Genomic DNA, 21466 nt, shown 5'->3' on the forward strand with positions numbered 1-21466 from the left:
GGAAGTTAAGCCCGTCAGCGCCGATGGTACTGCCACACCAGGTGGGAGAGTAGGTCGCCGCCTTCCTCAAGCCCCTTCACAATACGTGAAGGGGCTTTTTTGTTTGTATATATCATCTCTCCTTGCATAACCCTCCATCATACACCATCTGAATAAGCATTCGTACTGATGATTGAGTTTTGTATTGCTTACAAGCTGTTCATTACCCAAAATGTATGATTTTCACTTCGGCTCCATCTTTAGCGAATTCCAAGGTTTATTACCTAGTTGACATTAAAACTATCCCTTTTTTGTTCAATATTAATTTTTGAATATATTTTTTTGTATAAATGTTGTAATTGAAAAAAATCTTTATATTTGTGTAATCGATTGCATTAATTATTACACAGATATGACCTATTCCGAATTGCGCTATGCGCATCACCCAGAAGATGTTAAGAAATATAATACCGAAGAATTAAGGAACCACTTCTTGATAGAAGGGCTGTTCCAGGACGATTCGGTAAGGCTTACCTATTCAATGTACGACAGATTTATCGTGGGAGGAGTGAAGCCTGTAAAGAAGGCGGTACAGTTGGAAACCATTGACGATCTTAAAGCTGAATTTTTCTTGCAGCGAAGAGAACTTGGAATAGTCAATGTAGGTGGTGCTGGAGTAGTGGAAGTGGATGGCAAGACCTATGAGCTGGAAAGAAAGGAGGCATTATATGTTGGCAGTGGCAACAAAGAGGTCATTTTCAAGTCTTCAAGTGCCGATAGTCCGGCATTGTTTTATATCAACTCTGCACCTGCACACAAAAGTTATCCTGTGAAGAAGGTGAGCCGCAAGGATGCGGAGATCATTAATTTGGGCGAAGAGAAATTTGCGAACAAGCGTATTCTCAATAAATTGATCGTGAACAGTATTGTGCCCACATGTCAATTGCAGATGGGGCTCACTGAACTTGTGGAGGGCAATGTATGGAATACCATGCCGTCCCACGTACACGCCCGCCGTATGGAGGCCTACTTCTATTTTGATCTCGAAGCCGGGCAGACCATAAGCCATTTTATGGGGCAACCACAGGAAACCCGTCATATATTCCTCAAAAACCACGATGCTGTACTGTCGCCGGAATGGTCCATTCATTCTGGTTCGGGGACATCCAATTATTCCTTTATTTGGGGAATGGCAGGCGAAAACCTCGACTATGGAGACATGGATGGTGTATCCCCAAGCGATTTGAGATAACACCCAACCAGAAAAACAGCGAAAAATGGATTTATTTAGTTTAAAAGGCAAGGTGGCTTTGGTCACAGGAGGCACCCATGGATTGGGAATGGCCATGGCCGAAGGATTGGCGCAGGCTGGAGCGGAACTGGTAATAACAGGGACCACGCCCGAAAAAATGGACAATGCCCTAAAGCATTATCAAGATAAAGGGTTCAAGGCAACGGGATATCTATTTGATGTAACCGATGAAATTGAATCGGAAAAATTTGTAGGCAAGATCATTGTCAAACACGGCAAAATCGATATTCTTGTAAACAACGCGGGCATCATCAAGAGGGAAGCTGCTGTTTCCATGCAAATCTCTGACTTTAGAAGGGTCATTGATGTAGATTTGGTGGGACCCTTCATCATGTCGCAATTGGTGGTCAAGGATATGATCCAGAGGAAAGAAGGAAAGATCATCAACATTTGTTCCATGATGAGCGAGCTGGGAAGAAACAGTGTCAGTGCCTATGCAGCGGCCAAGGGAGGACTGAAGATGCTTACACGGAACTTGGCAACGGAATGGGCGCCTCACAATATACAGGTGAACGGGATAGGTCCAGGATATTTTGCAACCTCGCAAACCGCACCGATCAGAGTGGATGGGAATCCATTTAATGATTTTATCATACAACGAACACCGGCCGGACGTTGGGGCGACCCCGAGGATTTGGCCGGAACAGCGGTATTTTTGGCTTCCAAGGCCAGTGATTTTGTAAATGGACAGGTCATTTATGTGGACGGAGGAATTCTGGCCACTATAGGAAAGCCTGCAAACGAATGATTGAAACACAATAGACGGAAATGTCAAAAAATACATTTATTACAGATACTTTTTTGTTGGGAAACAAGTATGCTGAACAACTTTACTTCGATTATGCGGAAAAGCAGCCCATCATCGATTACCACAACCACTTGATTCCCAAGAGTATTTCCGAGAACGAAGTGTTTGGGAACATTTCCCAAGTGTGGATTGCGGGTGACCATTACAAATGGAGGGCCATGCGGACCATGGGGGTCGATGAAAAATACATCACAGGGAATGCCTCCGATGAAGAAAAGTTCCATGCCTGGGCCAAAACAGTTCCCCATACCTTGAGGAACCCTTTGTACCATTGGACCCATTTGGAGTTGAAAAGATATTTTGGCATCGACCAATACCTCAATGAAGGGTCATCGAGGGAAATATATGCGGAAACTGCTGCCAAGTTGCAACAACCGACGCATGCCACCAGGGGACTTTTGGAAATGATGCAAGTGGAAACACTTTGCACCACAGAAGACCCGATAGATACTTTGGAACATCACAAAGCCTTGGCAAAGGACAATTGGAAAGTAACGGTGAGCACAGCTTTCCGTCCCGATAAGAGCATTTTGATTGAATCCGCTGAGTATCTGCACTATCTTCAGATGCTTTCCGGAGCATCGGGTATCAATATCGGGTCCTATCAAGACCTTTGTGATGCCTTGCAGAAGCGAATGGAGTACTTCCATGAAAATGGATGCAGACTGTGCGACCATGGCCTCAATCGAATGTATTATACTGAATTTACCGATGCGGAAGTATCGGCCCTTTTCTCCAAACGATTGAACGGGGAAGTATTGACCCCGATAGAAGAGGAAAAGTTCAAGACGGCGCTTTTGTTGTTCCTTTCGGAAAACTACCACCGCTTGGGCTGGGTCCAACAATTCCATTTGGGAGCCTTGCGGAACAACAATGCCAGAATGTTGGGCATATTGGGAATGGACACAGGTTGGGACTCCGTGGGAGACTTTCCACAGGCCCAGACATTGTCTGCCTATCTGAACCATTTGGACAGTTCGGACAAATTGACAAAAACCATCATATACAACCTGAACCCTTCCTACAATGAAGTGTTCGCAACCATGATTGGAAACTTTAACGACGGATCCGTTAAAGGAAAAGTGCAATGGGGTTCCAGTTGGTGGTTCTTGGACCAAAAAGATGGGATCACCAAGCAATTGGACACCCTTTCCAATATGGGAGTGCTAAGTTGTTTTATCGGTATGCTGACAGATTCCCGTAGTTTCTTATCTTTCCCAAGGCACGAGTATTTCCGTAGGATCCTGTGCAATCTGTTGGGACAGGAAATAGCTTCCGGAGAATTGCCCAACGACATGGATCTGGTGGGAAATATGGTGGCCAACATCAGTTATGGAAATGCTAAAGACTATTTTAACTTTTTAAAAAATAAGAATATATGAAAAGAGTGGTAACGTTCGGGGAGATCATGCTCCGCCTATCGCCAGAGGGTTTTTTACGCTTCTCGCAGGCCAACAGTTTTGAAGTGGTCTATGGGGGCGGGGAGTCCAATGTGGCGGTCTCCTTGGCCAATTATGGGGTTCCTGTGGACTTTGTGACCCGCCTTCCGAAGAACGACATCGGGGAATGCGCATTGATGGAGATGCGCAAGCGCGGTGTGGGCACGGACAAGATCATCTATGGTGGGGACCGTTTGGGCATCTACTTTTTGGAGACCGGGGCAGTGAGCCGCGGCAGTAAAGTGGTTTATGACCGGGCACACTCCGCCATGGCAGAGATCGGTCCGGGCATGGTGGACTGGGACAAGGTGTTCGAAGGGGCCGGATGGTTCCACTGGACGGGGATCACCCCCGCGATATCACAGGGAGCGGCAGATGCCTGTCTGGAAGCCGTGAAAGTGGCCAGCGGGAAGGGTCTTACCATCTCGACGGACCTGAACTATCGGGCCAAGCTCTGGAAGTACTGCAACGATGCGAAGCGAGAAGAGATCATGTCGGAGCTCACCTCGTACTGCGATGTGGTACTGGGCAATGAGGAAGATGCGGAGAAACACTTCGGCATCAAGCCGGAGGGACTGGACATCACCACCCAAGGGGAACATGTGGAGGCAGCGGCGTTCCTGTCGGTCTGCAAGCAGATGATGGAGAAGTTTCCCAAGGCAAAGAAGGTGATCACCACCCTAAGGGGATCCATAAGTGCCTCGCACAACAGTTGGGCGGGCGTACTGTACGATGGCAAGAAGATGTACGAGACCCGCCAGTACCAGATCACGGACATCGTGGACCGTGTGGGCGGAGGGGACAGCTTCATGGGCGGCCTCATCTATGGATTGATGAAATATGAAGGGGACGACCAAAAGGCACTTGACTTTGCAGTGGCGGCCTCCTGCCTGAAACATACCATCAAAGGGGATGCGAACCTGGTGACGGTGGAAGAAGTCGAAAAATTGATGGGCGGCGATGCCTCAGGAAGGGTGGCCCGATAATAGCTAAAAGAAAAGAACCAATGGCACATTATACAAGAACACAAGTGGCACAGGGAATGAGGGAAACGGGACTCGTCCCGTTGTTCTTCCACCGCGATATCGAATTGGGGAAAAAGGTGCTCAAGGCCTGTTACGAGGGAGGGGCACGGTTGATGGAGTTCACGGCCCGTGGGGACTTTGCCCACGAGGTATTCGGAGAGCTCAACAAATATGCCCTGAAAGAACTTCCCGGAATGATGATGGGTGTGGGCAGCGTCACCGATGCGGCCTCGGCTTCACTATATATGGCATTGGGGGCAAACTTCGTGGTGACCCCGGTGCTCAGGGAGGACATCGCCATCGCGTGCAACCGCAGGAAAGTACTGTGGTCGCCCGGCTGCGGGAGCCTTACCGAGATTGCCAGGGCAGAGGAACTGGGCTGTGAGATCGTAAAACTCTTCCCCGGGGGGACCTATGGTCCCAACTTTGTCAAGGACATCAAGGGACCACAACCTTGGACGGAGGTCATGCCCACTGGAGGCGTGTCGCCGACCGAAGAAAGCTTGGGCGAATGGTTTGCGGCAGGGGTGACCTGTGTGGGCATGGGCTCCAAGCTCATCTCGAAGGAAATTCTGGCCAATGGGGACTTTGCAGCCTTGGAGGCCGCAGTGAAGCAGAGTCTGGACATCATCAAGAAGCTTAAGGGATAACTATGAAAGTAGGATACAGATGGTTTTTGGGATTGGTCCTGTTGATCGTGATCTCAGCTTGCGATACGGCCAATGAGACCAGGGTAATCAAATTGGCCCATGGTCTGGATGTAAACCATTCTGTGCACAAGGCCATGCTCAAAATGGGCGAGGACTTGGAAAAATTGTCCGGCGGAAAGATGAGCATCAAGATATACCCCAACCAACAATTGGGGTCCGAAAGGGAAAGCTTGGAGCTTTTGCAGATCGGCAGTTTGGACATGACCAAGGTTTCCGTGGGCGTCATGGAAAATTTCGCCCCGGAGATGAAGGTCTTTGGCATTCCTTTTCTCTTCAGGGACAAACAACATTCCTTTTCGGTGCTGGATGGCCCTATCGGCAAACAATTGCTCGATGAGGGCGAAAAATTCTGGTTGAAGGGCCTTTGCTATTATGATGCCGGAAGTAGAAGTTTTTATACCAAGGACAAACAAGTGACCACACCTGACGACCTGAAGGGATTGAAGATCAGGGTCATGGAAAGTGCCACGGCCATGGACATGGTGCGCGGCCTGGGAGGTGCACCCACACCCATTTCTTGGGGCGAACTCTACACCTCATTGCAGCAGGGCGTGGTGGACGGCGCGGAGAACAATCCTCCCAGCTTCTACCTGTCCAGGCATTATGAGGTCTGCAAATTCTACACCATCAACGAGCATACCATGTTGCCCGATGTTTTGGTGGTCAGTACCCATTTGTGGGGCAAGCTTTCCGAGCAGGAACAACAATGGTTGCAAAAAGCTGCCGACAATTCCGTGGCATATCAGAGGGAATTATGGGCCATTTCTGAAAAGGAAGCCCTTGAAGAAGTGGAAAAGGCCGGGGTTGAAGTGATCTATCCGGATAAGGCCCCTTTTCAGGAGGCGGTCCAAGAGATATACGATCAATACAAGGATGATAAGGTGATGAGCAACCTCATAGAACAAATCCAACAAACCAACTAATTATGGGCTTCAGGAAGCAAGTGGACAAAATTTTGGGCTGGATCTTGGTGGTCATCATGGCCGTCATGGTCATCAATGTACTGTGGCAGGTGTTCAGTAGGTACATCACGGGCAACCCAAGTTCCTTTACGGACGAGCTGGCCCGATATTTAATGATATGGGTAGGTGTTCTGGGCGCGGCCTATGTTTCGGGAAGGAACATGCACGTGGCCATTGACGTACTTCCCATGAAAGCCGGTAAAAAGACACAGTTGTTGCTCTTCCGAATGGTGAACGTGCTGATCATCCTGTTCGCTTTTTTTGCATTGGTCGTGGGCGGGATACGGTTGGTGTACATCAGCTATATCCTGGAACAGCATTCCCCCGCACTCAATGTTCCCTTGGCCTTTATATATACGGTACTGCCCTTGAGCGGTCTATTGATCATCTACTATAAAACTACGGACCTCATTTATAAAAAATAGACATGGATTATATACCTATCTTGGTTTTGGTTGTCAGCTTTGTATGCCTATTGGCCATAGGGACCCCTGTGGCTTGGAGCATCTCCATTTCATCTTTGTTGACCATGTTGGTGAGCATACCTGCTTTGCCGGCAATGACCACAGTGTCACAACGGATGGCGACCGGACTGGATAGTTTTGCGCTGCTGGCCATTCCCTTTTTTGTGCTTTCGGGGCAACTGATGAACAAAGGGGGCATAGCCCACAGGCTCATCGCATTTGCCAAGACCTTGGTGGGATCGCTACCGGGAGGTCTGGCCTTGATCAATATCATATCCGCCATGTTGATGGGGGCCATTGCAGGTTCCGCCATGGCATCCGCTTCCGCCATGGGAAGCATACTCGGTCCTGAAATGGAAAAAGAAGGCTATTCCAAGGAATTTGGGGTGGCGGTGAACATCACATCGGCCACAACAGGATTGGTGATACCGCCCAGTAACGTGCTGATTGTGTATTCCCTCGCCAGTGGTGGGGTTTCCATTGCCGCGCTCTTTTTGGCCGGATACATTCCAGGGATGCTGACAGGACTCTTTTTAATGATTGTCGCCTATTTCTGGGCCAAGAAAAAAGGGTTCAACGTCGGGAAAAGAAGTTCAATGAAAGAAGTGCTGGTCACTTTCTGGAAAGCCTTCCCAAGTTTGATGCTCTTGGTCGTGGTCATGGGAGGAATCGTGATGGGCGTCTTTACCGCCACCGAAGCCTCCGCGATCGCAGTGCTCTATACCTTGGTCCTTGGATTTGCCTATAAGGAGATCACGTGGAAAAATCTGCCCAATATCCTTTTGGAGTCCTCTGCGACCACAGCCATTGTAATGTTGCTCATCGGTGCTTCCATGAGTATGTCTTGGGTGATGTCCTTTGAGAACATTCCGCAGGGTATCAGTGATGTGTTGTTGGGTTTGAGTGATAATCCAATTATAATCTTATTGATAATCAACCTGTTGTTGTTGTTTGTGGGTATTTTTATGGATATGACACCCGCAGTGCTCATATTCACTCCCATCTTCTTGCCAATCGTGACCGAACTGGGGATGGACCCCATACAGTTCGGCATCGTGATGGTGCTCAACCTTTGCATAGGCCTCTGCACGCCACCTGTGGGCTCAGTGCTCTTCGTGGGCGTTGGTATTGCCAATACGACCATAGAAAAAGTCATTAAACCTCTACTGCCATTGTTCATTGCCATGATCGTGGCGCTGTTCCTCATCACCTATTTCCCAGGCCTTAGCCTGTGGTTGCCAAGGGTTTTTGGGGTATAACCTATAATTGAAAAAGAAAATACATGAATAATTTAAATAGAACCACGGTAAATGTCGGGGCCAAACTTCCCATTAAGATAGTACAGTTTGGTGAAGGCAACTTTTTAAGGGCCTTTGTGGACTATGTTGTGGATAGGCTCAATACCGAAGCTGATTTTAATGGAGGTGTGGTTGTGGTCCAACCTCTGAACGGAGGATTGATTCCTACCATCAATGCACAGGAAGGACTATACACCCTTTTTATGAGGGGGATCAAAAAAGGAGAGCTCATTGATGAAAAAAGAGTCATTTCCAGTGTACAAAAAGGCATAAACCCCTATTCGGATTATCAAGAGTTTTTGGCGTTGGCAGAAGAGGAAAGTTTGGAATTTTTGATTTCCAACACCACGGAATCAGGGATTGCCTACAATCCTGAAGACAAAGGGTATGCTTCATGCCCCAGCAGCTTTCCCGGAAAGGTCACCGCATTGTTGCACAAGCGGTATGTACACTTTAATGGAGCAGAAGACAAAGGACTTACGGTAATTCCCTGTGAGTTGATCAACCATAATGCGGATACGCTCAAGGAAATGGTTCTCCAGTATGCCAAGGATTGGGATTTGGGCCAAGAATTTATAGCTTGGATAGAAAACCATAACCATTTCCATAATACCTTGGTGGATAGGATCGTGCCTGGTTATCCCAAGGACGATCTGGCCTCCTATGAGGACCGATTGGAATACAAGGACAAACTGATCGTAGCTGCTGAAATATTCCTGTTATGGGTCATTGAAGGGGACGATAGACTTTTGGAGAAAATCCCTTTCCATAAAATTGATGAGAATGTGTTGGTGGTAAAGGACATGCAGCCCTACCGTACCCGAAAAGTAAGGATACTGAACGGCGCACACACAGCAGTGGTGCCATTGTCCATCATGTATGGCAACACCACGGTGAAGGAAACCATGGACGATGCAGTGACCAGTGCGTTTTTGAGACAAGCGGTTTTTGAGGAAATCAATCAAATTTTACCCTTGCCACAGGCCGAAGTGGATGATTTTGCGGAGGAAGTCTTTGATCGTTTCAGGAACCCCTTCATCAAACACCTATTGTCAAGTATCGCATTGAATTCGATTTCCAAGTTCAAGGTAAGGGTATTGCCCAGTCTGTTGGATTATCAAGATAAATTTGGCAAGTTGCCGTTGCACTTGACCTTTTCGTTCGCCTGCCTGATCCGTTTTTACAAAGGGGACTGGAAAGGAACGACACTCCCGGTTCAAGATGATGCCCAAGTGGTGGACTTCTTCAAGACCTTGTGGGGCACCAACGATTATGCAGCCATTTCAGAAAGGACACTTTCACACTTGGCTTTTTGGGATGAAGATTTGACCCTAGTCCCAGGATTGTCCCAACATGTGGCAAAGGCACTGGAATGCATAGATGCCTTCGGAATAGCCGAAGGATTGAACAAATTTTCAGAAGACAGCAAAGTAGTCGGGTAACCGTCAAAATGCCAAAAAAGCTATGAACTTATGAAGACTTTGATCAAAATACATCCAGCGGACAACATCGCCATTGCATTGGTGGATTTTTCTGCTGGCTCGGAAGTGGTTTTTGAAGAAAGGCCCATTACATTTTTGGAAAAAACAAAGGCAAAGCACAAGATTGCACTGGACGACCTCAGTGTGGGCGATGCCGTTTATATGTATGGCGTTCTCGTTGGAAAAGCGGTAAAGCCCATCAAAAAAGGCGGATTGCTGACCACTGATAATGTAAAGCACCAAAGCCATGTGACCACGGGAAAAACCGAGACCACATCATGGACCTCTCCAGATATATCCGCTTGGAAGGACCGTACCTTTATGGGATACCACCGCCCAGACGGACAGGTGGGGACCGCCAATGTATGGTTGTTCTTTCCTTTGGTTTTCTGTGAGAATAGGAATATTGAGGTGTTGAAAGAGGTTTTCGAAAAGGAATTGGCCTATCACAGGCCGACCAAGCACCAGTTGATGCTTCGGAACCTATTGAAGCCGACTTCGGGTTCGGACCCAGCGGAAGAAGAGGAACAGGAAGGTTTTTTCAACAATATTGAAGTAAAGTTCATTACCCATCAAGGGGGCTGTGGCGGTATCCGCCAAGATTCGCAATTGCTGGCCAAGCTGTTGGCGGGTTATGTGAACAACCCCAACGTGGCCGGCGCCACTGTCTTGAGCCTTGGGTGCCAAAACCTACAGATAGATTTTTTCAAAAAGGCATTGGAGGCCATCAACCCCGATTTTCAAAAACCAGTGCTCATTTATGAGCAACAAAAGATGGGAACGGTGGAAGAAATGCTTTCCACCATCATCAAGGATTCTTTTGAGGCCATAAAAAAAGCCGATCAAATCCAAAGACAGCCTGCGCCGTTGTCCAAGATCAAATTGGGATTGGAATGTGGTGGGTCCGATGGTTTTTCTGGAATATCCGCAAACCCGGCCTTGGGATATGCATCGGACATTTTATCGGCGGTGGGAGGTTCACCCATTCTTTCCGAATTCCCCGAATTGTGCGGTGTGGAGCAGGAGCTGGTAAACCGCTGTGTGGACGACGCGGATGCGTCCCGTTTTCTGGAACTGATGCGGGACTATGAGAAATCGGTAGTGGATGCAGGTTCAGGTTTCGATATGAACCCATCGCCCGGAAATATCAAGGACGGCCTAATCACGGACGCCATGAAATCTGCCGGGGCCGCCAAAAAAGGAGGTACCTCACCTGTGACCTCAGTGTTGGATTATGGGGAATATGTGACCAAACCAGGGCTTAACCTACTCTGCACGCCTGGGAACGATGTGGAGAGCACCACTGCCATGGCAGGTTCAGGGGCCAATATGATCGTGTTCACCACTGGATTGGGCACCCCTACCGGAAATCCAATCACTCCAGTGATCAAAGTATCCTCGAACAGTGAACTGGCCGCCAAGATGTCCGACATCATTGATGTGGATGCAGGGCCTGTGATCAAAGGAGAAAAGACCATTGAGGAAATGGGGGAGGAAATGTTGGAATACATTATCAAAGTGGCCTCTGGGGAAATAAAATCCAAGGCCATGTTACTCAACCAGAACGATTTTATTCCGTGGAAACGGGGAGTGTCCCTTTAAGACTCTTTGCTTTATTGGACGATTTCCTGATGACAAGTTCGGGGGCTAGGACCACCCTTTTCTCCACAGAAAGTACATGTTGCTTGTTGTTGATCTGCTCTAAGAACACCTGAGCGGCAATTTCGCCCATGGTGACAGGGGTTTGGTCGATGGAAGACATTGGAAGTTCCATGTATTTGGTAAAAGGTTCGTTACTGAAACCGATCACACCTACCTCTTCGGGAATCTTCACGTTAAGTTTGCGTAGTTCTTGGATAGCGCCCAACGCAGCATAGTCACTGGATGAGAAAATGGCATCGGGCCTGTTCTTCTTGGCCCAAAGTTTGGCCACAGCCTCGGCACCGGCCTCAATTCTACTATTTGTATGTATGATAAGGTTTTTGTTGATGGGTATGTTATAATCCTCCAGGGCCTTCAAAAAACCATTGTGCCTGTTTCTATAGATCTCGAGGTTCAAATCACCACAAAAATGCGCCACCCTATTTGCTCCTTGTTGGATAAGGTGCTCCGTGGCCATATAGCCTCCCCTGAAATCGTCAATGGTGACCGAGCTTACACCGGGTATATCCTTTTTACGGTCAAAGAAGATCAACGGGGTGTTGTTTTCTAGGATTTTCTCAATATGTACAGTGTCGTGGGTGGTCTTTGAAACCGACATGAAGATACCGTCTACCTGGGTGTTCAACAGCGCAGTGATATGATTGGCCTCGTTTATGGCATCTTCATGGGATTGGCATATGATCACATTGTAGCCATGTGGCGTAAGTTGTTTCTCAATGCCATCGATCACAGCAGAAAAGAAATTCCGGTTGATATAGGGCACAATGACCCCAATGCTGTTCGTTTTCCCACTTTTAAGGGCCAAGGCCAACCTGTTTTGCTTATAGTTGAGCTCTTGGGCCGTTTTCATGACAAGTTCCCTTGTCTTCTCACTTATTTTGGGATTGTTGTTCAAAGCCCGAGACACCGTAGCCGCGCTAATGTTCAACTTTTTTGAAATGTCGTAAATGGTAACCTTTTCATTCTTTGCCATAACGCGGTGGTTTTCCAGACAAATTTATGTAATCGATTGAAAATATTTCTAAAATATAACAAATTCCCAATACATGTAGGCTTTTTTAGGGTATTGGCCGAGAAATAGTTGATAATATAGGGTTTTTTATGTGTGAAAGCAGTAATAATAGGTTCCTTTATTTACTAAATCTCTAAATTTCTCACTTAAATTTTTGCAATTTCAGAATTAATATATAATTTGGTGCAATCGATTACAAAAAGTTACAACTAACAAACATTGAATGCCTTCTGGAAGGCGACCTGTGCAGAAAATTAACTCAAAAACAACTTTATGAAAAAAACATTCTTTTTAAGGAAGAAAGTACTCTTGGTGCTGATGGGGCATCTTTTGGCTTTTTTGCCCATGCTGGGCTTCAATGCCAAGAGCGACACCCATGCAGTACTGGGCAAAATGCTGTTTCCCGCTACACAGCAATATGTGGTAAAGGGAACGGTGAGCGATGCCAATGGAATGCCTTTGGCTGGAGTTGCCGTTGTGGAAAAGGGTACCACCAATGGAGTTGCCACCGATTTTGATGGTAATTATGAAATTTCCGTTGCGGGGGAGCAAAGCGTATTGGAGTTCGTTTATTTGGGCTTTGCCACCGAAACACGCACGGTGGGGAACAATTCCACCATGAATATTACACTGACGGAATCCACATCCGAATTGGACGAAGTGGTGGTTATTGGTTATGGTACTGCCCGTAAGTCGGATTTGACAGGTTCGGTGGTGACCGTTTCGGGGACCGATCTTAAAAATGTGCCCGTTGCCACCGCGGCCGAGGCCATGACCGGGCGTTTGGCCGGGGTTCAGATCGTATCCACCGAAGGTTCGCCCGATGCAGAAGTCAACATCCGTGTGCGAGGAGGTGGTTCCATTACACAGGACAGCTCCCCATTGTTGATCGTGGATGGTTTCCCGGTGAACAGCATCAATGACATTTCTCCATCGGATATTGAGAACATCACTGTGTTGAAAGATGCATCTTCGACAGCTATTTATGGTTCGCGTGGTGCCAATGGGGTAGTCATTATCACCACCAAAAGCGGAAGGGACGGAAAAGTTGCCGTATCCATCAACTCGTTTTACGGGATGAAACAGATCGCCAATACTATCGATGTATTGGACCCTGCTGATTTTGTGGCCTGGCAATACGAATATGCAATGCTCCGCAATGCTGAGGACCTATCCTCCTACGAGAATATTTTTGGAGGTTATTCGGACATCGACCAGTACAATGGGTTGGAAGGCAATAACTGGCAAAAGCAGATTTATGGACGGACCGGAGAGATCCACAGCCAAGATTTTGGTGTAAGGGGAGGGACGGAAAAGTTCAATTACAATTTCAACTATGCCCGTTTTGATGAAAAGGCGATCCAAGTCGGGTCTGAATTCATTCGTAACAACTTGGCGTTGAAACTGAACAACAAGGTGAATGATAAAATTGACCTATCCTTTACCATACGTTATTCCGATACCGAGATTGAAGGAGGAGGGGCCAACGAACAAAATGAATCATCCTCAGCAGATGCCAGACTCAGACATTCGGTGGGATACACACCCATTCCTTTGGCTGGAATCACTACTACTGACACCGAGGAGTATTCATCCACTGCACTGATAGACCCCTTTGTAGCCACGGCGGATAACGATCGTTTGCAAAAAAGACAGAACTACAACATGTTGGGCAGTTTTGGTTGGAAAATTTTTGATAATGTAAAATTTAAGGCCGATTTGGGTCTGGACAATTACAGCTATTTGGATTACCGGTTCTATGGTCGCCAGACCTACTATGCGAACAATGCCCCCGCGGCAGAGAACCAAGGCTTGCCGGCCATCATCATGAGTGATCGGAAGGACAATAGGTTCCGTACGGCAAATACCCTTGACATCGATTTGGGAAAATACCTCAATGATGATCATAGGCTGAAGGTTTTATTGGGGCAAGAGTATATCCTTTATGAGCGCAACCAAGTGACCCAAGTGGTGCACGGACTTCCCCGCTTTTTTGATTTTGACCAGGCCAGAAAGTTGACCACGCAGGGAACTCCCCAATCTGTGGATAATTTTTACAGCCCAGATGAAAAACTATTGTCCTTTTTTGGACGTGTGAACTATGACCTATTCGATAAGTATTTGTTCACGGCTACCTTTAGGGCGGATGGTTCCAGTAAATTCTTGGGGGACAACCGCTGGGGCTATTTCCCTTCTGCGGCAGTAGCTTGGAAAGTTTCAGAAGAAGGATTTTTGAAGGACACCGATTGGTTGGATGCCCTTAAACTCCGTGTAAGTTATGGACAGGCTGGAAATGAAAACATTCCCGTTGGGCAGACCGTACAAAACTTCGTGTCCAACAACTCCACTTGGATCAACGGGGTGGACAGTTTTTGGGCAGCTTCCACCATATTGGCGAACCCCGAACTAAAGTGGGAGACCACCATCACAAGAAACATCGGTCTGGATTTTGGACTCTTTAACAATCGCCTGAGCGGGTCGTTCGAAGTATATAGGAACAATACAGAGGACTTGTTGATGAGGTTCCCAGTGCCCGGTACGGGTTATGATTACCAATACCGCAACATGGGAGAGACCCAGAACCAAGGTATAGAGGCCAGCTTGAACATAGCGGTCATCGAAAAAGAGGATTATGGGTTGAACCTTTCGCTCAATTTTAGCAAGAACGACAACAAAGTGACCTCATTGGGTATCATGGAAGCCTTTAGTGAGCGTACCAATTGGGCTTCTTCCGACATCCATAACGAATTTTTGATCATGGAAGGGGAACCCATCGGGATTATGCAAGGTTACCTGCACGATGGTCGTTACGAAGTGTCCGATTTTGATTTTGTGGACGGAGGCTATGTGCTTAGGGAAGGAGTGGCCGATGCCTCTGCAGTATTGGGAAACACACCGATGCCCGGTAGCATGAAGTTCAAGGACATTGACGGTGATGGGTTGGTCACTGATGCGGACATGGATATCATTGGCAGGGCTCTGCCAAAACATACAGGGGGATTTGTGCTCAATGGTTATGCCTATGGGTTTGACCTTACAGCTGCCTTCAACTATAGCTATGGAAATGATGTGTACAATGCCAATAAGATTGAATACACCACCGCCAACAGGAACAGTCAGTACCGTAACCTAGGTTCGGAAATGGCCTTGGGAAACAGATGGACCAATATTGATCCAGCAACAGGGACAGTGGTAACAGACCCTTCCCAGTTGGAAGCGTTGAATGCCAGTACCACGATGTGGTCACCCTACATGAACAACTATGTGTTCAGTGACTGGGCAGTGGAAGACGGCTCTTTTTTAAGATTGAACACCCTCACGTTGGGATACTCATTGCCAGATGATGTGGTCAAGAAGATTGGATTTACTAGGTTCCGTATCTATACAACAGGTTACAATGTTGCGCTTTGGACCAAATATTCAGGACTTGACCCAGAAGTATCCACAAGAAGGAGAACACCACTGACACCCGGTGTGGATTTTTCACCATACCCAAGAAGCCGTCAGTTCGTACTCGGTGTAAACCTTAACTTTTAATCAAAAAAATCAAAGAAATGAAAAGAATATTCTATTTGATGGGTGTTGTGGTTATGGGAATGCTGGCTTCTTGTGAAGTTGATGCACCGGCACAGTCCACCCTCGATGAATCCGTTATATTTTCCACACCCGGACTTACCATGGGTGCAGTGGATGGTATCAAGATACCTTTTGGACAGACCAACTCCTATCGCGGCCGTTTTATTCCTTGGTACGGAATGAACACTGATGTGGAGTGGCATAACAATGGGCACAATTATACAACAAGTGACCAATATGATTTGATCAACTACGACGCAAAACCGGGCAATTCCCAAATGAATACGGAGAACAATGCTTGGGCGCAGATGTATGCCAGTATTGAACGGGCAAACATCGTCATCCGTGGCATCCGTGAATATGGAGATCCCATGCCGGGAACCGAGATGGGACAACATTTGGGGGAAGCCCTTACATTGAGGGCCATAGTCTATGCAGATTTGACCAAGGCGTGGGGAGATGTTCCTGCTCGTTTTGAGCCCATATCCTCAGAAACTCTTTACATCCCAAAATCCAGTAGGGATGTCATATATAAGCAGCTTTTGATGGACCTTGAGGAAGCGGCAGAATTGGTGGCATGGCCCAACCAATCGTCCCTTACATCAAGTGTGGAGCGGGTGAACAAGGCTTTTGTAAAAGGACTTCGCGCAAAAATAGCCCTGATAGCCGGTGGATATCAGCAATATCCTGATGGAATCCGTTTGAGCAATGATCCCGAATTATCCAGAAACGCCATGTACACCATTGCATTGCAGGAATGCAGGGATGTTATACAAAGTGGTACGGCCCGTCTGGAGACCACCTTTGAAGATTTTTGGAGAAAAGTATGCCAAGAGAATGTTTCCGCCGGAGGTGAATCCCTTTGGGAGTTGCCCTTTGCATCTGGTAGGGGTCGTGTGGCCTTTACATTTGGGGTGCGACACAGAAGTGTGGATCAGCATACCGGACAAGCCAGGGGAGGTACCATTGGTCCAGTTCCCAGTTTGTTCTACGATTACTCCGAAGCTGACCAACGAAGGGATGTGACTTGTGTTCCTTATGAATATGCACAAGCCAATACTGACGGTTTTGCCCAACAGCAACTCCTTAGTTTGGACCTGTGGAACTTTGGAAAGTACCGTTACGAATGGATGACCCGTTATGTGACGTCTTCCAATGATGATGGGTTGAACTGGGTCTACATGCGTTATGCCGAAGTGTTGCTCATGGCTGCTGAAGCCGCCAATGAACTGAATGGCCCCGGTGCTGCGGTGCCTTATTTGCGTGAACTGCGCGAGCGTGCCTTCGACCCTGCAGACCATGCCCAGGAAGTGGACGCATATCTGTCTGCGGCCCAAGCCAGCGAAGCAACAATGTTCAATGCCATCGTGGAAGAGCACAAATTGGAATTTGCGGGAGAAATGGTCCGTAAGCAGGCCCTCATCCGTTGGAATATGTTGGGTGACAAGCTTGATGAAACCAAAACGGAACTGAACGATTTGGTCTCCAGGGCAGGTGACTATGCCAATGTACCCTCAACTTTGTATTGGAGGATCAACGAAGCGGACAACGAATCCTTGGAAATCTTTGGTTTGAACAGGGGTGAAGAAGGTGCACCGGGACCTGAGTATAGTGCCCAGGCCTGGGATGTTTTCAATGCGGATAAGATCGATGCGCTCTACAAACCGGGCGTAGATCCAGATGCACGCCAATTCTGGCCCATCTGGCAGGTGTTCATAGATGGTAGCAACGGACAATTGGTTAACGATTATGGCTATTAATGGTCATCCACAAAACATCAGAAAAATGAAAACATTCAGATATATAAGAACAATATTCGCCATGGCCCTTTTGGCGGTCCTATCCGTGGGCTGTAACTCCAAGGAAGGGGAAGTCATAGAGGAACTCGATGTGAACCGGGTGTTCGCACCAACGGACCTCACGGCAAGGATACGTAACATGACCACTATAGAATTGAGCTGGTATGTGCGACAGGATACAGATAGCTATATTGTGGAATTTGCGGAAGGTGCCGGATTCGATAATATCATCCGTACGGTGGAAGTAGCGCCCGAAGACCTTCCGATCCAGGAGCAGTTTGATGGGGAGACCCTTTATTCCGCTCGGGTGAAAGGGATAGCAGAAGGCAAGCAGGATTCCAAATGGGTATCGGTATCCATTCAAACAGATCCTGAACAGATATTCTTGCCCAGTGAGGATGGTGATATCCAAGCAACAGCAGCCACATTAAGGTGGCCAGAAGGAAGTGCCGTAACCCATCTGTTGATCAATCCAGGAAATGTGGAACGTCCCATAACCCCAGAGGAAGCCTCAGTGGGTATGGCAACGATCTCAGGATTGACAGGGGAGACGGAATATACCGTGGTGCTCTATAACAATGGTACCGTGCGTGGAACATCGATTTTCACAACACTCATCGACATAGGTGACGCCACTCTGGTGCAGCCAGAAGAAGATTTGAGCGTAGTCATTGCAAATGCGGTTGACGGTGATGTACTGGTATTGGCCCCTGGCGTTTACGAAGCTTTTGTGGGTAATATCGTCATTGACAAATCCATAACCATACAGGGTCTTTATCCCTATGACAAGCCAGTCTTAAGTGTATCCTTCAGCATGGCTCCAGGATTGCAAGACCTTCAGTTGGTGGATTTAGAGCTTGTAGGAACTGTAGACCTATTCACCCTAGTGACAATGGAGATTGCTGGGAATTACAATTCAGTACAGATAAGAGGTTGTAACATCCATGATTTTGGTCGCCAATTGATCTATGGCAGCACCGCAGGTGCCATTTTGGGCAATTTCATCGTGGATAACACCATTGCATCCAACGCAACATTGGGGGGAGGGGATTTTATTGACTTTAGGAGTGGTGATGTGCACAATGTTGAAGTGACCAACAGTACATTCATAGATGCTCCAAATGGTCGGGACTTTATCCGAATGGATGGAGCTGGAGACACCAACGGAATAGGTGTCACGGCAACAGTGCTTATCGATCATTGTACGTTTGTAGGGGTTTCCAATACCGAAGACAGGATTGTGTACATTCGTTTTGATGACAACGATATTACGGTGACCAACAATCTTTTTGCAGAAACGAACGCTTATTATTCCAATCAAGCTTCTACTGATGATGATATAACATTTGCCAACAATAACTATTTTAATGCACCCAGTTTTTATGATTCAACACGAGATCGTTATGATACATCAGCGAACTTTACCACTTTGGACCCTGGCTTTGTCGATGCGGCAAATGGGGATTATACCGTAACCAACCAAGCATTGATCGATGAAGGAATTGGAGACCCACGCTGGCTCCAATAGTGTAGGACATAGTTTGTTTTAATGATATAGGGCGGGTAAGGCCATGATTCGAGCCCGCCCTATTGTTTTTGTTTGGGCAATGGCCCATAAATTTTATGAATGATTGAAAATAGGAACATAGGAATAGGGCCGAACGGCCCAATGTCCTTTTTTATGGCCGCCATTTTTATGATGTGTGTGCCTTTTTGGGGTTTATCACAATCCGAGGGCGAAGCCTTGGCCTTTCCATCTGCAGAGGGTTTTGGTAGACACGCTTCGGGAGGACGTGGTGGAGAGGTGTACATTGTGACCAATTTGAACGATTCAGGAGAGGGTAGCCTCAGAAAAGGGATTGTAAAGCATGGTCCGCGCACCATTGTGTTTGCCATATCGGGTACCATCTATCTGGAATCTTCATTGGATATCAACCGGGGAGACCTTACCATTGCCGGGCAAACGGCACCAGGCGGAGGCATCACATTGGCCGGTTATCCGGTTTCCATCAAGGCGGACAATGTCATCATCCGTTACATGAGGTTTCGAATGGGGGATAGCAACAATCAAGAGGCTGACGCCATTGGTGGAAGGGATATCAAGAATGTCATTTTGGACCATTGCACCATGAGCTGGGCAACGGATGAGGTAGCTTCTTTTTATAGAAACCATAATTTTACGATGCAATGGTGTATCGTGTCAGAAGCTTTGAACCGTTCCGTACACCAGAAAGGGGATCATGGCTATGGAGGCATTTGGGGAGGAGCCCAGGTTTCTTTCCATCATAACCTTATCGCTTCCAACAATAGCAGGAATCCAAGGTTCAGTGGTTCGTCGACCACGGTCAATTTGCCCGATGAGTTTGTCGATTTCCGAAACAATGTCATTTACAATTGGGGAGGCAACAGCATTTATGGAGGAGAGAAGGGCACTTATAATGTGGTGAACAATTATTTCAAATCTGGTCCGGCTACGTCAAAGTCAACCAAAGACAGGATTGTAAATCCTTCAGAGCCCTACGGTAAGTTTTATGTGGATGGCAACCATATGGAAGGATTTCCCAAGATTTCAAAGGACAACTGGAGTGGTGGCGTGCAGTGTGATGATCCGAAATCCACCAAGCTTGAAAAAGCCATTCCCGTAAATGGGAATATTAGGACACAATCTGCCCAAGAGGCTTATCTTTCCGTGTTGAGATCGGCTGGGGCCAGCCTCCAACGTGATGCCGTGGATCAACGGATTGTTAGCGATGTGCGAAGCGGAACCACATCGGTAGGAAACGGAATCATAGATTCCCAAGAGCAGGTGGGCGGATGGCCAGAGCTTAAATCCGGCGAAGCCCCTAAGGATGCTGACCAAGATGGCATGCCCGATGCTTGGGAAAGGGCAAAGGGACTGGATCTGGCTAAGGACGATTCCATGGGCTTCAATTTGGGTAAAGAGTACACCAATCTGGAGGTGTATATCAATAGTTTGGTGGAGGAGCAACAATACACCTCGTTGATGAATGGGGAACGCTACCATTTTGTAGTGGCCCAAGATGGTACTGGGGACTATGGTTCGGTTCAAGAGGCCATTGACGCCGTTCCTGATTTTCGGAAAGCCGAAACACGGATTTTTATAAGGAATGGGGTCTATCGTGAAAAATTGACCCTGCCCTCGACCAAGACCAATGTCACATTTGTGGGGGAATCGTCCACAGGCACTATTTTGACTTATAATGATTCTGCCCGCACGCTCAACAGTTTTGGCGAAGAAGTCGGGACCACGGGGTCTTCATCCTTTTTTGTGTTCGGTGCCGGTTTCAGGGCCAAGAACATCACCTTTCAGAACGATGCGGGAGATGGAAGAGTCGTGGGTCAGGCCGTTGCGGTGCGCGTATCGGCGGACAGGGCAATCTTCGAAGGCTGTAGGTTTCTCGGGTATCAGGACACCCTCTATGTGCAAGGAGATGGTACACGCCAATTCTACAAAAACTGTTATATTGAAGGGACAGTGGACTTTATCTTTGGTTGGGCAACTGCCGTTTTTGAGGACTGCGAGATCTTTGCCAAAGACCAAGGCTACCTCACCGCAGCATCCACGGAGAAAGATAGAAGCCACGGATTGGTCTTTATCAACTGTCGCTTGACCGGGAGTGCAGCGGCGAACACCTTTTTTTTGGGAAGACCTTGGCGGGACCATGCCCAAACGGTGTTCATCAATTGCTATATGGACAAGCATATCAAGCCCGAAGGATGGCATAACTGGAACAAGCCCCAAGCGGAGCAGACCACTTTTTATGCAGAGTATGGCTCCACGGGACCTGGAGCGAACAATAAATCGCGCGTAGGATGGGCCAAGCAGTTGACCAAGCAGGAGGCCGAGAACTATACAACGGAAGCTATTTTGAAGGGGACCGATGATTGGAACCCAAAAATTTAAATATGGATAACCGA

Annotated in this window: 15 protein-coding genes; 14 read left to right on the forward strand and 1 reads right to left on the reverse strand. The window is 47.5% G+C overall.

Annotated elements, in window-relative coordinates; all coding sequences use genetic code 11:
- The first annotated feature begins 391 nt into the window (after nucleotides 1-391).
- From kduI to DB398_RS15550, 10 genes are read left to right on the forward strand one after another with little or no spacing between them, the layout of a single operon-like run.
- Entirely contained in the window at nucleotides 392-1231 is an 840-nt protein-coding gene (kduI, locus tag DB398_RS15505; RefSeq protein WP_108425371.1) for a 5-dehydro-4-deoxy-D-glucuronate isomerase, read from the forward strand.
- Nucleotides 1232-1256: 25 nt separating this feature from the next.
- Nucleotides 1257-2039 (forward strand): gluconate 5-dehydrogenase, encoded by a 783-nt coding sequence (locus DB398_RS15510; RefSeq protein ID WP_108425372.1) that lies wholly within the window; start codon nucleotides 1257-1259, stop codon nucleotides 2037-2039.
- A 20-nt stretch (nucleotides 2040-2059) separates the two neighbouring features.
- Complete coding sequence (gene uxaC, locus DB398_RS15515; protein ID WP_108425373.1) at nucleotides 2060-3481, forward strand: glucuronate isomerase; 1422 nt, start codon at nucleotides 2060-2062, stop codon at nucleotides 3479-3481.
- Entirely contained in the window at nucleotides 3478-4524 is a 1047-nt protein-coding gene (locus DB398_RS15520) for a sugar kinase (protein ID WP_108425374.1), read from the forward strand. The genes uxaC and DB398_RS15520 overlap by 4 nt, the downstream gene beginning before the upstream one ends.
- Before the next feature lie 20 nt (nucleotides 4525-4544).
- Nucleotides 4545-5213 (forward strand): bifunctional 4-hydroxy-2-oxoglutarate aldolase/2-dehydro-3-deoxy-phosphogluconate aldolase, encoded by a 669-nt coding sequence (locus DB398_RS15525; RefSeq protein ID WP_108425375.1) that lies wholly within the window; start codon nucleotides 4545-4547, stop codon nucleotides 5211-5213.
- A 2-nt stretch (nucleotides 5214-5215) separates the two neighbouring features.
- Entirely contained in the window at nucleotides 5216-6196 is a 981-nt protein-coding gene (locus DB398_RS15530; RefSeq protein ID WP_108425376.1) for a TRAP transporter substrate-binding protein, read from the forward strand.
- Nucleotides 6197-6198: 2 nt separating this feature from the next.
- Complete coding sequence (locus DB398_RS15535) at nucleotides 6199-6660, forward strand: TRAP transporter small permease (protein WP_108425377.1); 462 nt, start codon at nucleotides 6199-6201, stop codon at nucleotides 6658-6660.
- Nucleotides 6661-6662: 2 nt separating this feature from the next.
- Nucleotides 6663-7958: a TRAP transporter large permease gene (locus DB398_RS15540; protein WP_108425378.1), complete on the forward strand. Its 1296-nt coding sequence runs from the start codon at nucleotides 6663-6665 to the stop codon at nucleotides 7956-7958.
- A gap of 23 nt (nucleotides 7959-7981) precedes the next feature.
- Nucleotides 7982-9439: a tagaturonate reductase gene (locus DB398_RS15545; RefSeq protein ID WP_108425379.1), complete on the forward strand. Its 1458-nt coding sequence runs from the start codon at nucleotides 7982-7984 to the stop codon at nucleotides 9437-9439.
- Nucleotides 9440-9469: 30 nt separating this feature from the next.
- Complete coding sequence (locus tag DB398_RS15550; RefSeq protein ID WP_108425380.1) at nucleotides 9470-11080, forward strand: UxaA family hydrolase; 1611 nt, start codon at nucleotides 9470-9472, stop codon at nucleotides 11078-11080.
- Here the strand turns inward: DB398_RS15550 and DB398_RS15555 are convergent.
- Nucleotides 11049-12113 carry a LacI family DNA-binding transcriptional regulator gene (locus DB398_RS15555; protein WP_108425381.1) on the reverse strand — a complete coding sequence of 355 codons (1065 nt, stop codon included), beginning with the start codon at nucleotides 12111-12113 and terminating at the stop codon, nucleotides 11049-11051. The genes DB398_RS15550 and DB398_RS15555 overlap by 32 nt on opposite strands.
- 312 nt (nucleotides 12114-12425) lie before the next feature.
- On the opposite strand from DB398_RS15555, the gene DB398_RS15560 reads away from it, so the two are divergent.
- From DB398_RS15560 to DB398_RS15575, 4 genes are all read left to right on the forward strand, one after another.
- Nucleotides 12426-15689, forward strand: a complete 3264-nt coding sequence (locus DB398_RS15560; RefSeq protein WP_234416346.1) for a SusC/RagA family TonB-linked outer membrane protein — start codon at nucleotides 12426-12428, stop codon at nucleotides 15687-15689.
- Nucleotides 15690-15706: 17 nt separating this feature from the next.
- Complete coding sequence (locus DB398_RS15565) at nucleotides 15707-17488, forward strand: RagB/SusD family nutrient uptake outer membrane protein (protein WP_108425383.1); 1782 nt, start codon at nucleotides 15707-15709, stop codon at nucleotides 17486-17488.
- A 25-nt stretch (nucleotides 17489-17513) separates the two neighbouring features.
- Nucleotides 17514-19055: a DUF5123 domain-containing protein gene (locus DB398_RS15570; RefSeq protein WP_159076472.1), complete on the forward strand. Its 1542-nt coding sequence runs from the start codon at nucleotides 17514-17516 to the stop codon at nucleotides 19053-19055.
- A 99-nt stretch (nucleotides 19056-19154) separates the two neighbouring features.
- On the forward strand, nucleotides 19155-21452 hold the full coding sequence (locus tag DB398_RS15575; protein WP_234416349.1) for a pectinesterase family protein: 2298 nt from the start codon (nucleotides 19155-19157) through the stop codon (nucleotides 21450-21452).
- Nucleotides 21453-21466 lie beyond the last annotated feature (14 nt).

Origin of the sequence: Flagellimonas amoyensis (assembly GCF_003058265.1) — a bacterium.
GTDB lineage: Bacteria > Bacteroidota > Bacteroidia > Flavobacteriales > Flavobacteriaceae > Flagellimonas > Flagellimonas amoyensis.

Coding starts and splice junctions, on each gene's coding strand:
- DB398_RS15555 (WP_108425381.1), bottom strand. CDS start 12,113: ATGGCAAAGAATGAAAAGGTTACCATTTACGACATTTCAAAAAAGTTG.
- DB398_RS15550 (WP_108425380.1), top strand. CDS start 9,470: ATGAAGACTTTGATCAAAATACATCCAGCGGACAACATCGCCATTGCA.
- DB398_RS15575 (WP_234416349.1), top strand. CDS start 19,155: ATGATTGAAAATAGGAACATAGGAATAGGGCCGAACGGCCCAATGTCC.
- DB398_RS15535 (WP_108425377.1), top strand. CDS start 6,199: ATGGGCTTCAGGAAGCAAGTGGACAAAATTTTGGGCTGGATCTTGGTG.
- kduI (WP_108425371.1), top strand. CDS start 392: ATGACCTATTCCGAATTGCGCTATGCGCATCACCCAGAAGATGTTAAG.
- DB398_RS15540 (WP_108425378.1), top strand. CDS start 6,663: ATGGATTATATACCTATCTTGGTTTTGGTTGTCAGCTTTGTATGCCTA.
- DB398_RS15560 (WP_234416346.1), top strand. CDS start 12,426: ATGAAAAAAACATTCTTTTTAAGGAAGAAAGTACTCTTGGTGCTGATG.
- DB398_RS15570 (WP_159076472.1), top strand. CDS start 17,514: ATGAAAACATTCAGATATATAAGAACAATATTCGCCATGGCCCTTTTG.
- DB398_RS15520 (WP_108425374.1), top strand. CDS start 3,478: ATGAAAAGAGTGGTAACGTTCGGGGAGATCATGCTCCGCCTATCGCCA.
- DB398_RS15525 (WP_108425375.1), top strand. CDS start 4,545: ATGGCACATTATACAAGAACACAAGTGGCACAGGGAATGAGGGAAACG.
- DB398_RS15510 (WP_108425372.1), top strand. CDS start 1,257: ATGGATTTATTTAGTTTAAAAGGCAAGGTGGCTTTGGTCACAGGAGGC.
- uxaC (WP_108425373.1), top strand. CDS start 2,060: ATGTCAAAAAATACATTTATTACAGATACTTTTTTGTTGGGAAACAAG.
- DB398_RS15565 (WP_108425383.1), top strand. CDS start 15,707: ATGAAAAGAATATTCTATTTGATGGGTGTTGTGGTTATGGGAATGCTG.
- DB398_RS15545 (WP_108425379.1), top strand. CDS start 7,982: ATGAATAATTTAAATAGAACCACGGTAAATGTCGGGGCCAAACTTCCC.
- DB398_RS15530 (WP_108425376.1), top strand. CDS start 5,216: ATGAAAGTAGGATACAGATGGTTTTTGGGATTGGTCCTGTTGATCGTG.